Origin of the sequence: Nonomuraea longicatena (assembly GCF_039525605.1) — a bacterium.
GTDB lineage: Bacteria > Actinomycetota > Actinomycetes > Streptosporangiales > Streptosporangiaceae > Nonomuraea > Nonomuraea longicatena.
Genome location: NZ_BAAAHQ010000008.1, coordinates 12,617 through 25,416, shown reverse-complemented (window position 1 = coordinate 25,416; position 12,800 = coordinate 12,617). Strand labels below are relative to the sequence as shown.

At 71.1% G+C, this 12,800-nt stretch carries 13 protein-coding genes; 6 read left to right on the top strand and 7 right to left on the bottom strand.

Translation table 11 applies throughout. The features are described 5' to 3' along the window. Nucleotides 1–68: 68 nt before the first annotated feature. Genes ABD120_RS09365 through ABD120_RS09350 form a run of 4 tightly spaced genes read left to right on the top strand, consistent with a single transcriptional unit; the run spans nt 69 to nt 4,343 of the window. Nucleotides 69–1,229: a sensor histidine kinase gene (locus ABD120_RS09365; RefSeq protein ID WP_343949352.1), complete on the top strand. Its 1,161-nt coding sequence runs from the start codon at nt 69–71 to the stop codon at nt 1,227–1,229. After that, the gene (locus tag ABD120_RS09360) at nt 1,220–1,873 is read left to right on the top strand and encodes a response regulator (protein ID WP_343949351.1); all 654 of its coding nucleotides are present in this window, start codon (nt 1,220–1,222) and stop codon (nt 1,871–1,873) included. The genes ABD120_RS09365 and ABD120_RS09360 overlap by 10 nt, the downstream gene beginning before the upstream one ends. After that, nucleotides 1,870–2,655, top strand: a complete 786-nt coding sequence (locus tag ABD120_RS09355; protein WP_343949350.1) for a DUF4097 family beta strand repeat-containing protein — start codon at nt 1,870–1,872, stop codon at nt 2,653–2,655. Before ABD120_RS09360 ends, ABD120_RS09355 begins: the two co-directional genes overlap by 4 nt. 41 nt (nt 2,656–2,696) lie before the next feature. Beyond that, nucleotides 2,697–4,343 carry an acetolactate synthase gene (locus ABD120_RS09350; RefSeq protein WP_343949349.1) on the top strand — a complete coding sequence of 549 codons (1,647 nt, stop codon included), beginning with the start codon at nt 2,697–2,699 and terminating at the stop codon, nt 4,341–4,343. A gap of 19 nt (nt 4,344–4,362) precedes the next feature. Here ABD120_RS09350 and ABD120_RS09345 read toward each other — a convergent pair whose 3' ends face one another. Beyond that, a complete protein-coding gene (locus tag ABD120_RS09345) occupies nt 4,363–5,964 on the bottom strand; it encodes a protein kinase domain-containing protein (protein ID WP_343949348.1) in 1,602 nt (533 codons plus the stop codon). 264 nt (nt 5,965–6,228) lie between these two features. On the opposite strand from ABD120_RS09345, the gene ABD120_RS09340 reads away from it, so the two are divergent. Next, on the top strand, nt 6,229–6,609 hold the full coding sequence (locus ABD120_RS09340; protein ID WP_343949347.1) for a thioesterase family protein: 381 nt from the start codon (nt 6,229–6,231) through the stop codon (nt 6,607–6,609). Between the two features lie 132 nt (nt 6,610–6,741). On the opposite strand, the gene ABD120_RS09335 is transcribed toward ABD120_RS09340, so the two are convergent. From ABD120_RS09335 to ABD120_RS09315, 5 genes are all read right to left on the bottom strand, one after another. Continuing rightward, entirely contained in the window at nt 6,742–8,004 is a 1,263-nt protein-coding gene (locus ABD120_RS09335; protein ID WP_343949345.1) for an HD-GYP domain-containing protein, read from the bottom strand. Further along, the gene (locus tag ABD120_RS09330; RefSeq protein ID WP_343949344.1) at nt 8,001–9,350 is read right to left on the bottom strand and encodes an HD-GYP domain-containing protein; all 1,350 of its coding nucleotides are present in this window, start codon (nt 9,348–9,350) and stop codon (nt 8,001–8,003) included. The genes ABD120_RS09335 and ABD120_RS09330 overlap by 4 nt, the downstream gene beginning before the upstream one ends. Before the next feature lie 230 nt (nt 9,351–9,580). Beyond that, nucleotides 9,581–10,519 (bottom strand): NAD-dependent epimerase/dehydratase family protein, encoded by a 939-nt coding sequence (locus ABD120_RS09325; RefSeq protein ID WP_343949343.1) that lies wholly within the window; start codon nt 10,517–10,519, stop codon nt 9,581–9,583. Between the two features lie 10 nt (nt 10,520–10,529). After that, nucleotides 10,530–10,796, bottom strand: a complete 267-nt coding sequence (gene rsrA, locus ABD120_RS09320; RefSeq protein WP_343949342.1) for a mycothiol system anti-sigma-R factor — start codon at nt 10,794–10,796, stop codon at nt 10,530–10,532. Beyond that, on the bottom strand, nt 10,793–11,398 hold the full coding sequence (locus ABD120_RS09315; protein ID WP_343949341.1) for a sigma-70 family RNA polymerase sigma factor: 606 nt from the start codon (nt 11,396–11,398) through the stop codon (nt 10,793–10,795). The genes rsrA and ABD120_RS09315 overlap by 4 nt, the downstream gene beginning before the upstream one ends. A gap of 271 nt (nt 11,399–11,669) precedes the next feature. Here ABD120_RS09315 and ABD120_RS09310 point away from each other — a divergent pair, with 271 nt between their 5' ends. Further along, a complete protein-coding gene (locus ABD120_RS09310) occupies nt 11,670–12,410 on the top strand; it encodes a class I SAM-dependent methyltransferase (RefSeq protein WP_343949340.1) in 741 nt (246 codons plus the stop codon). On the opposite strand, the gene ABD120_RS09305 is transcribed toward ABD120_RS09310, so the two are convergent. Next, nucleotides 12,407–12,742: a TraR/DksA family transcriptional regulator gene (locus ABD120_RS09305; RefSeq protein WP_343949339.1), complete on the bottom strand. Its 336-nt coding sequence runs from the start codon at nt 12,740–12,742 to the stop codon at nt 12,407–12,409. The genes ABD120_RS09310 and ABD120_RS09305 overlap by 4 nt on opposite strands. Nucleotides 12,743–12,800 lie beyond the last annotated feature (58 nt).

Here is a 12,800-nt window from a genome sequence, read left to right as displayed (position 1 = left end):
AACCCCACCAGGGGCCCGCCCACCTGACCCCTGTCGGGCACCGGCCCGCAGTTCGTACCGTAGGGGCCATGAAACTCTTGCGCCACGCGCGGCGCGCCTGGCTGGACACGGCGCTGGTCGCCGTCGGCCTGCCGGTCGCCGTCGTGCTGGCGGTGCTCACGGTGGCGGCGTTGTTCGCCCCGCCGCTGCTGCGCCGCTGCATGCCGGTCTTCACGCGGGTGCAGAGCTCTCGGTTCGAGGCGTTCATCGACCACCGGCTGCCGCCCTCGCCGGCGTTCTCCACCTGGCGGGACCAGCGGCTGTGGCGGCAGATCGGCTTCCACCTGGCCGCCCCCTTCCTGAGCCTGGTCACGCTGGTGCTGGTCGGCGTGATGTGGGGCGGCGGCGTGATGGGGATCACCGCGTTCGTCCAGCAGCACGTGAACGCGACGAACGCGGTGTTCAACCTGTTCGACCTGCGCGACCCGCCGGTGATCGCCGCCTTCACGGCCGGCGGGGCGGTGCTGCTGCTGTTCGCGCCGGTGGCGGCCAGGGCGATGGTGCTGCTGGAGTCGTCGATGGCACGGACCCTGCTCGGCCCCAGCAGCTACGAGCTGGGCCAGCGCATCGAGACGCTTCAGGAGAGCCGCGCCGGGGTGATCGACGCGGCGGACGCCGAACGCCGCCGCATCGAGCGCGACCTGCACGACGGCGCCCAGCAGCGCCTGGTGTCCCTGGCGATGAATCTGGGCCTGGCGCGGGCGACGCTGACCGACCTGCCGCCGCCGGCCAAGGAGGCGATCGAGCAGGCGCACGAGGAGGCCAAGCAGGCCCTGAAGGAGCTGCGCGACTTCGTGCGCGGCCTGCATCCGGCCGTGCTCAACGACCAGGGCCTGGACGCGGCCCTGTCGGGCATCGCGGCCCGCTCGCCGGTCCCGGTGCGGCTGCGCGTGGACCTCGTCGAACGGGTCTCGCCCACGATCGAGGCGGTCGCCTTCTTCGTGGTGTCCGAGGCACTGACCAACATCGCCAAACACGCGCGGGCGAGCGGCGCCGAGGTCGTGGTGCGGCGCAGGGGCGCCCTCCTGACGATCACGGTGGTCGACGACGGGCGGGGCGGCGCCAGTCTCGAAGGCGGCACCGGGTTGCGCGGACTGGCCCAGCGCATCGCGGCCGTCGACGGGACGGTGCGACTACACAGCCCGCTGGGCGGGCCGACGATGATCGAAGTGGAGCTACCGTGCGAGTAGTGCTGGCCGAGGACTCCGTCCTGCTGAAGGAGGGGCTGATCAAGCTCCTGGAGTCGTCGGGAATGCGGGTCGTGGCCGCCGTGGCCGAGGCGGAGAGCCTGTTGCGCGCCGCGGAGAAGCATCGGCCCGACCTGGTCGTGACCGACGTGCGGATGCCGCCGACCCACACCGACGAGGGATTGCGCGCGGCCCTCGTACTGCGCCGTGAGCAGCCCGACCTCGCGGTCCTGGTGCTCTCCCAGTACGTCGAGGAGCGCTACGCCGCCCAGTTGCTGTCGTCGGCCACCGGCAGCGTCGGTTACCTGCTGAAGGACCGGGTGGCCGACGTGGCCGAGTTCATCGACGCGCTGCGGCGGGTGGCCGCCGGGGGGACCGTACTCGACCCGGAGGTCGTCTCGCAGCTGCTGCTGCGCGGGCACAGCGACCCGCTCGACCGGCTGACCCCGCGCGAGCAGGAGGTGCTCAAGCTGATGGCGGAGGGCCGCTCCAACGCCGGCATCGGGCAGGAACTGGTGCTGAGCGAGGGCGCGGTGGGCAAGCACATCGGCAACATCTTCACCAAGCTCGACCTTTCGCCGACGGAGGGCGACCACCGGCGGGTGCTGGCCGTGCTGCGGTTCCTGCGGGTCAGGACGCAGCAGTGAAGGCGCTGTGGCGGGTCGTCGGGTCGGTGGCGACCGTCGCCGCCATGGTCATCTCCACGGCGGCGATGGTGGCCATCTTCGCCGACGCCGACCTGCCCTCGTCCAGGGAGTACGAGCCGATCCCGTTCAGCGGCTCCAGCCTCAAGGTCGTGACGAACAGCCCGTTCGTGACGGTGGACGTGGTGTCCGGCGAGGCCGGGCGGATCTTCGTCGAGCGACGCATGACCTGGTCGAGCCGCGACCAGCCCAAGTTCACGCAGAACTGGGACCCACTGACCTCCACCCTCGACCTCGGGGCCGAGTGCCCGGAGCCCACCACCGTGGTCGAGCAGCACAACCCCCGGTGCACCGTGGACTACCAGATCTCCGTCCCCGTGGAGACCGACCTGGTGGCCGAGACCGGGCGCGGCGAACTGAGCGTCTCCGGCCTGTACGGCAACCTGCGGCTGACCTCCCTGTCAGGAAACGTCCGCATCTCCGGCATCGTCGGCGGCGTGTGGGCCCGCTCGGGCTCCGGGAGCATCACCGCCGAGGGAATGCGGGCGGATCGGGCCGACGTCGAGACCGGCGCGGGCGACCTCGACCTGACCTTCCACCAGCCGCCGGACGACATCCGGGCGGTGGTGCGCACCGAGGGCGAGGTGCGGGTGAGGGTGCCGGCCAGCACCTACAACGTGACCGCGCTCGGGCGCAAGACCTTCGTGAACGTGACACACGCGTCGCACTCCTCACGCAGGATCTTCGCGGAGGCGCCGGCCGGCCGGGTGGAGCTCTGCTGCTGACCATCTGTTTACTTGAGTGACTGGTTGGTAGGTTTCCCCGCATGGAGTCCGCGAAGCACGCCGGCGACGCCGCAGTCGCCGTCTCTAAGGCATATGGCGTCGAAACCATGTTCACCCTGTCGGGCGCGCACGTGTTCCCGCTGTACGACGGCGCGGTGCACGAGGGGATGCGCATCCTCGACGTACGCCACGAGCAGAGTGCCGTGTTCGCCGCCGAGGCCACGGCCCGGCTCACCAGGAAGCCGGGCCTGGCCGTGCTGACGGCGGGGCCCGGCATCACCAACGGCGTGAGCGGGGTGGCGAGCGCCCACTTCAACGGCTCGCCGGTCGTCGTCATGGGCGGCCGGGCGCCGCAGTCCCGCTGGGGCAGCGGCGCGCTGCAGGAGCTCGACCACCCACCGCTGCTGGCGCCCGTCACGAAGCTGGCCTTCACCGCCACCGGCCCGGACTCGATCGGCCAGGACGTCGAGATGGCCTTCAGGACGGCGACCGCCCCGCATCGCGGCCCGGTCTTCATCGACTTCGCGATGGACCACCTGTTCTCCCCGTCGCCGGAGCACACGGTGCGGACGCAGACGCCGTCCCCGCTGGAGCCGGACCCCGACGACCTGGCCGCCGTCGCGCGGCTGCTGGGCGAGGCCGAGCGGCCGGTGCTGGTGCTCGGCTCCGACGTGTGGATGGACCGCGCCGAGGAGGCCGCCCGCGACTTCGCCGAGTCGTGGAAGGTGCCGGTGGTCCTCAACGGACAGGGCAGGGGACTGCTGCCCGCGGGACATCCGCTGCTGGTCACCCGGGCCAGGGGCAAGGCGTTCGGGCAGGCCGACCTGGTGATCGTGGTCGGCACTCCGCTCGACTTCCGCCTCGGCTACGGCTGGTTCGGCGGCAAGGACGGGGCGCCGCTGGCCCGCGTCGTGCACATCGCGGATGCGCCGTCCCAGGTGACGACGCACATGCAGCCGGTGGCGTCGGCGGCGGGCGACCTGTCGCTGGTGCTCTGGGGGCTGTCCGCGGCCTGCGGCGAGGCGGGCGTCAAGACCTCCCGTTACGCGGGCTGGGCGGACACCCTGGCCGACACCGCGAGGGCGGCCGTCGCCTCGGACGCCGCGCTGCTGGGCAGCGACGCCGACCCGATCCACCCGATGCGGGTGTACGGCGAGCTCAACAAGGTGCTCGACGACGACGCGGTGGTGATCGGCGACGGCGGCGACTTCGTCTCCTACGCCGGGAAGTACGTCGAGCCCGCCCGGCCGGGCAACTGGCTGGACCCGGGGCCGTACGGCTGCCTGGGGACCGGCCTCGGCTACGCCATCGCCGCCCGCCTGACGCGCCCGTCGTCGCAGGTGGTGCTGCTGCTCGGCGACGGCGCCGCCGGATTCTCGCTGATGGACGTCGACTCGCTGGTACGGCACAAGCTGCCGGTCGTCATGATCTGTGGCAACAACGGCATCTGGGGCCTGGAGAAGCACCCCATGCAACTGCTGTACGGCTACGACGTGGCGGCCGAGCTCCAGCCGCAGACGCGGTACGACCAGGTGGTCACCGCACTCGGCGGCGCCGGCGAGTTGGTGACCGAGCCCGCCGGGATCGGTCCGGCGCTGCGGCGCGCCTTCGACTCGGGGGTGCCCTATCTGGTGAACATCGCGACGGACCCGGAGATCGCCTACCCCCGCAACACGACCGGGATCTGACGGGCTTACCCGACCGGCCCTATCCGGCCGGCTTAGTGCCGCCGGCCGACGGGTCCGGCGTCGGGGTGGGCGTCGGCGTCGGCTCCGCCGCGCACGTCAGGGAGCCGACCAGGTTGAGGGTGACGCTCTTGCGCGGTGCCAGCATGGTGCCCGCCTTCGGCGTGGTGGAGATCACGTTGAGGCAGCGGTGCGGCACCGACCCGTTGCTGTCGTCGTAGTACCTGACCGTGAACCCGGCGCCCGCGATCACCTGGCGGGCCTCCGGGTAGAGCATGTCCACCACGTTCGGCACCTTCTTCAGCCCAGGGGTCGCCGACGCACTCGTCTTGTCCTTGGTGCGGGAGGGCGTGGGCGAGGGGCGCTCGGTGGTCGTGGTGGGCTCGGGGTCGAGGCTGGGGAGCTTGTCGTCGGGCTCGTCCTCCGGCTCGGTGGAACGAACCGGGGGCTCCGTGGACGCCGTGGGCTTCGGACGGGGCCGAGGCGACTTGGTGGGCGTCGGGGTCGAGGGCTCGGTCGTCACGCCGGCGGTGATCGGGTCCTCACCGGCCTGAGGCTGTGAGGGCCCGGGCCCTTCGCTCGGCAGCCCCATGTTGGTGATGGCGATGGCGCCCGCGCCCGCACCGAGGACCGTGGCCACGGCGAGGGCGGCCACCAGCCCGCCACGGCTGCGGGCCTTCGCGACCTTGCGGCGGCGGTTCGGGACGACGGGCGTGGTGTCGTTCTGCTGCTGAGCCGGTTCCGCGGTCGCCGGCGACTCGGGCAACGCGGCGGGCACGGGGGCAGCGGCCAGCTCGGGCATGGCCTGCCGTCCCTGAGCGGCCTGCCGGGCGACGGCGGCCATCTCGCCGCTGCTGGCGAAGCGCCGGGCGGGGTCCTTCGACAGCGCCTTCTCCACCAGCGCGCGCACGGCGGGCGGGATGTCGGCGGGCAGTGGCGGCGGGGCCTCTCGGATGTGCTTGAGCGCGATCGTGACGGCGCTGTCGCCGTCGAACGGGCGCTGGCCGACCAGGCACTCGTAGGCGACGACGCCGAGGGCGTAGATGTCGACGGCCGGGGTGACGGGAGCGCCCTCGGCCTGCTCCGGCGCGCAGTAGGCGGCGGTGCCGAGCACCATGCCCGCGTCGGTGAGGCGGTTGGCGAGGTCGGAGCGGGCGATGCCGAAGTCGGTGATCACCAGCGTGCCGTCGCGCTGCACGAGCAGGTTGCCCGGCTTGACGTCGCGGTGCACGATGCCCTGGTCGTGGACGGCCTGCAGGGCCGAGGCGGCCTGGGCGATGAGCTCCATGGCGGGCTCGGGCGCGATCCGGCCGAGCCGTCCCAGCAGCCGGTCGAGCGACTCGCCGTCGACGAACTTCATCACCAGGTAGACGGTGTCGCCGCTGACGCCGTAGTCGTAGACGTCGACGACCCCGGAGTGGTTGACGGTGGCCATCGCGCGGGCCTCGCCCTGGAAGCGGGCGAGGAAGCCCGGGTCGTCCATGCGGCCGGGGAGCAGCACCTTGACGGCGACGGTCCGGGCGAGCACGATGTCCTCGCCACGCCAGACCTCGCCCATGCCTCCGGCCCCGATGCGCGTGTCGAGGCGATAGCGCCCCGCCAGCATCATCCCTTGTGCCGCCATGTCCCCCCCGGTACCCCCAGCCTCTCCCGACCCCCAGACCCCCAACAAAGCGCACCAGTGTCGCAGCGGGGTCACACAGAGGTCACGGAACTTCGAGAGTGTATGACCCACGTGCCCCATACACCACTCGAATGCCATATGTCGTATAAACCTATCCTGATGGTTAATGCAGGATCTTGTCCGGGTTTCTAGTTTTCTCTTCGGTCACCGTCCGGCCTGCCGTTCCCGGCGGGCGCGCAGTGGTGATCGCAGTACGCTGACGGCATGACGCTCGCCCCCGGCCTCAGGTCCCGGCTGCTCATCATGGTCGAGCGGGAGGACACCGCCGCCAAGATCGGCAGCGGGGACGTCCCCGTGCTGGCCACCCCGCGCCTGCTGGCGCTGGCGGAGACGGCCACCGTCCAGGCCGTCGGACCACATCTGGAACCAGGACAGACCACCGTCGGCACCCGCGTCGAACTCGACCATCTCGCGGCCACGCCGATCGGCGCGCACGTCGAGATCGTCGCCGAGCTGACCGAGGTCGACGGCCGCAGGCTGGTCTTCACCTTCACCGCCCACGAGCGCTCGACGCTGGTCGGCCGGGGAGTCGTCGAGCGGATGGCGGTCGATCGGGAAAGGTTCCTCGCGCGCCTCGGTCGATGACCGCGGCCTGTCCGCCCTCGGGAGGGCAAGAGCGGAGTCGTCACGGCGGGTTCAGGCGCGCCCGAGGAGCGGCCGCCGACCGGGAGAAGCGGCGGCGGCGCGGGGCGGTGGGCGGGGGTGGACCGTGACGGGTCAGAGGCGGGCGCCGGACCGGCCGACCACCCGCGACAGGGCGTCGATCGCGGCGGGGTCGTACTCCGTGCCGCCGCCCAGCCGCAGGCGCTCCAGGGCCGCGTTTGCCCGGTCGCGGTCGTTGGAGCCACCCACCAGGTCGTCGTAGGCGTTGGCCGCCTTGATGATGCGGCTCGACAGCGGCGGGTCGGCGTCGATCGGGTCGCACTGGCGGCGCACCACGTCCGCCACCCGGTGCAGCACCCCGGTCTGGCTGATGACCTCCGCCCCCAGCTCGGCGATCCGCCGCGCCTGCTCCGGGTCCGTCAGGACGGTGGCGCCGCCCGGGATCGGGTCGCGCAGCGACAACTGCCCGATGTCGTGCATGAGCGCCGCGTACTCCAGTTCCAGCAGCTCCGGCTCGGCCATCCCGAGTTCGCGGCCGATCGCCACCGACATGCGGCTGACCCGCCGCGAGTGCCCGGGCTCGACGTACCCGCCGACCTCGGTCACCCGCGACAGAGCGCGCACGGTCTGCAGATAGGTCGCCCGGATACCGGCATATTTCCGGAAAGCCACTTGGGTGACCAGCAGCGGCGCCGCGAACACCACCAGCGCCACCAGGTCCATGCTGTGCGAGGCCAGCGCCAGCAGCACACCCGAGGCCCCCACCGCCGCGCCCAGCGGCAACGCCATCCCCAGTTCGTCGCGCACCGCCACCCGGAAGGCCGTGCGCACCTGCTCGGCCCGCAGCAGCGCCGCGATGAGCACGTCCACCACCAGCGTGATGGCGATCAGCCCGGCCATCACCGCCAGCGCGGGCCACCACACGCCGCCCGCGCCCCGCGTGTACTCGTGCAGCGGCGCGGCCAGCGGCCGGAAGGCGAAGGCCAGCAGCGCGCCCGTGAGCAGCCGCCGCGCCATCGCGTCCAGCCTCGGCGGGCGCCCGACCGCCAGATGTGGCAGCGCGCCCGCCACCATGCCCACCGCGATCACGGCCACCACCTGCAACGCCGAATGGTGCAACTGGTCGGAGGCGAGGTCGAGCAGCAGCGTGTAACCGAGTGCGGCGGCGGCGCCGATCGGCGCCACCTCCCGGTTGCCAGGCATCGTCAGCCGCGCCAGTTCGCCCGCCGCGATCAGCGCGCCGAACCCGATCGCCACCTCCGGCCGGTCGAGCCCGACCGCCGCCGTCGAGGCGATCCCCGCGACCGCGACCAGTCCGGCGGCGCAGATGAGCAGCAACTGGCCGGAGTCCAGCCCTTTGCCGGCCGAGCGTCTCACTGGCCGGTCACCACTTCGATGGGCATCGTCGGATCGTCGTGGTCCTTGATCCGCTTGGCGTCCGGAGGCGGCGGGTCGACACGGCGCGGCGGCTGCCACGGCTCCTGCTCCAGCGCCCTGATGAAGGCGGCCACCATCACCGGGTCGAACTGCGTGCCCGCGCCCCGTTCCAGTTCCCGCACCGCGACCTCCACCGGCCGCGCGCCCCGGTAGGAACGATCGGACGTCATCGAGTCGAACGCGTCGGCCACCGCGATGACCCGGGCGAACTCGGGGATCTCAGAGCCCGCCAGGCCCATCGGGTAGCCCTTGCCGTCGTGCCGCTCATGGTGGTGCATGATCCCGGCGAACGCCTCGTCGAGGAAGTCGATGCCGCGCACGATCTCCAGCCCGCGCATCGGGTGGAGCTGGATCGCGGCGAACTCCTCCTCGGTCAGCGCGCCCTCCTTCTGCAGGACCTTCGTGGGCACGCCGAGCTTGCCGACATCGTGCAGCATGCCCGCGTACCTGATCGCGCGCAACCGCTCCACGCCCATGCCGATCTCCTGCGCGATCATCGTGGACGCCAGCGAGACCCGCGTGCAGTGGCCTCTGGTGTAGTAGTCCTTGGTCTCCACCGCCTGGCACAGCGCGGCGATGGTGGCGTCGTAGGAGCGCTGCTGGGCGTAGTACTGGCCGAACGCCCAGCGGGCCACGAACAGCGGCAGCAGCACCAGCACCGCCGAGATCGACGCGATCGTCGCCCACAGCCCCGCCACCAGCAGCCCGAAGGTCCCATAGCCGAGGTAGGTCAGCAGGAACTGCGCGAAACCCCGGATCGGCATCTCCACCTTGCCCACCCGCGTGGCCAGCCGGATCATGGTGAGCGTCAGCACGATGTTGAGCGGCACGAACACCGCCGTCGCCGCCGCGTACGGCCCGATCAGCGCGTCGAAGGCGTTGACCTTCGGCACCCCGGACACCCCGCCGAGCACCTCGTAGACGGAGCCGGCGGCATATCCGCAGATCGCGAACTGCGAGCCGTTGAACAACCGTTTGATCAGCGGCAGCCCCGGCCGCACGCTGAGCATCGCCGTGAGGCCGACCAGCGCCGCCCCCTCCTGCCCGATGAGCACGATCGCCGCCAACGCGGCCGAGAAGCTCACGGACACGGCGAACTGCTCGACGTTCAGCAACGTCGGCATCGACTCGCAGACGAGGAACAGCAGCGCCAGCACCAACAGGATGCCCAGGCTCTCGACCGCGACCAGTTCGCCCCTGGTGGCCAGGCTGTTGCCGAACAGGGCGCCCGCCATCACGATGACGGCGAGCAGATAGACCTTCGCAGGCCACGACAGATCACGCATTGAGGCCCCTATCGGGTGCTCAGGTCCACGACACCCCAGGCGGCATGGCCTCCCCGCCGCCCGCCACGAGCAGAACCACAGCAGCGACCGGCATGAGAGCGGTGAGCAGCCGGACGGCGACGACCTTCAACATCCACGTCCTCCACATCGATATCCGTGCATCACGCTACAGAAGTCACCGTGGGGAAACGGGCGGAGTCGAGAATCGCAAGCAAAGCGTAATCAAGCCACTACCTGCGGCAACTCCGGCGCCACTCGACCGTCGCCCGCAACCCCTCGCCCAACTCGGTGCGCGGCAGCCACCCCAGCCCCTCGTAGGCGGGCACCGGGTCGACCGCCATCGCCGGCAGGTCACCCAGACGCGGCGGCGCGAACCCCGGCTTGTCGTTGGCGCCGGCCGCGTCGGCGATGATCGAGTGCAGCCTGCGGTCGGTCGTCTGCAGGCCGGTGCCCAGGTTGAAGCGCCTGCCGCCGCCCTCGGACCCGCAGGCCCCGACGAAGGCGTCGGCGATGTCGGCCACGAACACGTAGTCGCGGGTCTGGGTGCCGTCGCCGTACAGGACCGTGGGCTTGCCGTCGACCAGGGCGTCGGTGAAGATCGCCACCACCCCCGCCTCGCCCGCGGCCGACTGGCGCGGCCCGTAGACGTTGGCCAGGACCAACGTCGTGAAGTCCAGCCCGTACAGGGCGCGGTAGCTCGACAGGTACGCCTCCGCGCCCAGCTTCGAGGCCGCGTACGGCGAACGCGGATCCGTGGGCGCGTCACCGGGCACCGGGATCACCGGCGGATGGCCGTACACCGCGACGGAGGAGGCGAACACCACCTTGCGCGAACCGCCCTCGCGGGCGGCGCCCAGCACGCACGCCGTACCCTCGACGTTGACCCTGGCGTCGTGGATCGGGTCGGCCACGCTCCTGCGCACACTGATCTGGGCGGCCAGGTGGCAGACGACCTCCGGTTTCCACTCCACGACCAACGCGCCCAGCCCGGGATCGCGGATGTCGAGCTCGTGGAAGTGGAAGCGCCCGCTGTCGAACGCGGCCGAGAGGTTGTCCGTGCTGCCCGACGACAGGTCGTCGACGACGAACACCTCGTGCCCGTCCGCCAGCAGGCGATCGACGACATGCGACCCGATGAACCCGGCTCCTCCGGTGACCAGCACGCGCATGGCAACGAGCTTAGTCGGACAGCTCCGCCCTGACCTGCTGAATGCGGTCGAGCACTTTGGAACGCAGGTCGGAAGGCACCGGATCGCACCCGCAGTGCTTGGCCACCAGTTGCTTGACGACCTTGTCCAGGTCGTATTCCTGCAGGCACGGGTCGCACTCGTCCAGATGGACTCTTATGTCGACGCAGTCACCCTCGCCCAACTCGCCGTCGAGATAGGCGTAGACCTTGTCCAGCACCTCGCGACAGTCGGTGTCGTGCGGGTTGCCACAGCTCATTTCGACCCCTCCGCCGGGACCAGGCCACGCTCGCGAGCATAGTCCTCGAGAAGCCCTCGCAACTGCCTTCGTCCGCGATGGAGCCTGGACATCACCGTGCCGATGGGCGTGCCCATGATCTCGGCGATCTCCTTGTACGGAAAACCTTCGACGTCGGCCAGGTAGACCGCGATGCGGAACTCCTCGGGGAGCGCCGCCAGAGCCTGCTTGATGTCACCGTCGGGCAGATGTTCGAGCGCCTCGACCTCGGCGGACTTGAGTCCGCTGGAGGTGTGGGACTCGGCGCGCGCGAGCTGCCAGTCCTCGATCTCCTCGGTTCCTGACTGCTTCGGCTCACGCTGCTTCTTGCGGTAACTGTTGATGAAGGTGTTGGTCAGGATCCGGTAGAGCCACGCCTTGAGGTTCGTGCCTTCCTGGAACTGGTGGAACGAGGCGAACGCCTTGGCGAAGGTCTCCTGGAGCAGGTCCTCCGCATCGGCCGGATTCCGGGTCATCCGAAGGGCCGCGGAGTAGAGCTGCTCAAGGTACGGCATGACGTCGCGCTCGAACCGCTGACCGCGCTGCTCCAGAGTCTCCGTGCCTGTCGCGGGCACCGGACCCACCCCCCTAAGATCACCGGTGGCCGACTGTCGCGGGACACCGTACTCAGGGGAGGATACCCGCTCGGCCTCCGATCCCCGGTCACGGGGGCGGGGTGCCACAGGCGGGCGACCGGCCGCGCGGCCGGTACTTTCAACAACAGCGAGCATGCTCGTCGCAACACACCCGCGCCCGCGTCTGTTCCCGCAAGATAGAAGGTGACGAACAACCCGGTGCGGGGAAAAAACCTATGTACCGGCTGGTAGCCATAAACCCGGAACCCAGGAGTCGCGTGTGCTGCCCATTCCGGCCGAGGAACTCAACGGCTCGGGGACACTCGGGCCGTACTGGACCTTCTATCGAGCGGTCGTCGCCGAGCAACTGAACGGTTGGCTCCCCGGCCGGCCCTCCGTCGTCCTCGACCTGTCAGGCGGCAGGGGGAGGTGGTCGGGCCAGGCCGCGCAGGCCGGGCACAAGGTCATCGAGGTCGTCGACTTCCGCCGTACGGCCGAGCAGCCCCGGCTGCGCGACATCAGGGTGCGCCAGGTGCGCTCCGACGACCTCGCCTTCCTGCCCGACGAGAGCGTCGACGCGGTCGTGGCCGAGGAGCGGGCGATGTCGGTCGAGCTGATGGCCGAATCGGCGATGCTCGACGTGGCCCGGGTGCTGCGGCCCGGCGGACGGGTGCTCGTGTGCGTCGACTCGCTGGTGCTCGGCATGGCGATCCTGGCCGAGCAGGGGCAGTGGAAGCACCTCACCCAGACCGGCGAGGTCATGCTGGTGCCCTGGCCGGACGGCGGCATCACCCGGTGCTTCAGCAGCGGCCAGTTGCGCGAGCTGCTGATGGGCGCGGGCCTCGAGGTCGAGTGGGTACGGCCGCGCACCGTGCTGTCCCCCTCGACCGTCGACCACGTGCTGGGCAGCGACGCCAAGTCGCTGGCCTGGCTGGTGCGCACCGAACTGGAGGCCCACCCGGACGACGACGACACCGTCGGCATCCACCTGGTGGCCAGCGCCCGCAAGGCCGTGGGCTAGCGGCGGCGTTCCTTCCGCGACTGGCACTGCACGCAGCGCGCCGCCTCCGGCCGGGCCTCCAGCCGCCCTTCCGGTACCGGTTTGCGGCAGTCGACGCACTCGCCGTACGTGCCGTCGTCCACGCGGCCGAGCGCCTCGACGACGGCGCGGCGGTGGGCGGAGGCGGCGGTCACCATCGCCTGGACGCGGTCGGCGTCGGTGAGGTCGGATCCGGCGTCGGCCGAGGACCGGTCGCGGACGGCCACGGGTTCGCCCGCGAGTATCCCGATCGAGCGGTCGATCTCGGCCAGCATGGTCTTCAGACGGTCACGAGCAGCGGTCGCGCTGTCCACGGATCCGCACCTCCGGGTAGGCGTGGGGAGCCCGACGAGACTCCCCGGCAGTCCCGCC

Excerpts from the sequence above, each read along its gene's own strand:
- ABD120_RS09365 (WP_343949352.1), top strand. The coding sequence starts at position 69 with ATGAAACTCTTGCGCCACGCGCGGCGCGCCTGGCTGGACACGGCGCTG.
- ABD120_RS09350 (WP_343949349.1), top strand. The coding sequence starts at position 2,697 with ATGGAGTCCGCGAAGCACGCCGGCGACGCCGCAGTCGCCGTCTCTAAG.
- ABD120_RS09345 (WP_343949348.1), bottom strand. The coding sequence starts at position 5,964 with ATGGCGGCACAAGGGATGATGCTGGCGGGGCGCTATCGCCTCGACACG.
- ABD120_RS09340 (WP_343949347.1), top strand. The coding sequence starts at position 6,229 with ATGACGCTCGCCCCCGGCCTCAGGTCCCGGCTGCTCATCATGGTCGAG.
- ABD120_RS09330 (WP_343949344.1), bottom strand. The coding sequence starts at position 9,350 with ATGCGTGATCTGTCGTGGCCTGCGAAGGTCTATCTGCTCGCCGTCATC.
- ABD120_RS09325 (WP_343949343.1), bottom strand. The coding sequence starts at position 10,519 with ATGCGCGTGCTGGTCACCGGAGGAGCCGGGTTCATCGGGTCGCATGTC.
- rsrA (WP_343949342.1), bottom strand. The coding sequence starts at position 10,796 with ATGAGCTGTGGCAACCCGCACGACACCGACTGTCGCGAGGTGCTGGAC.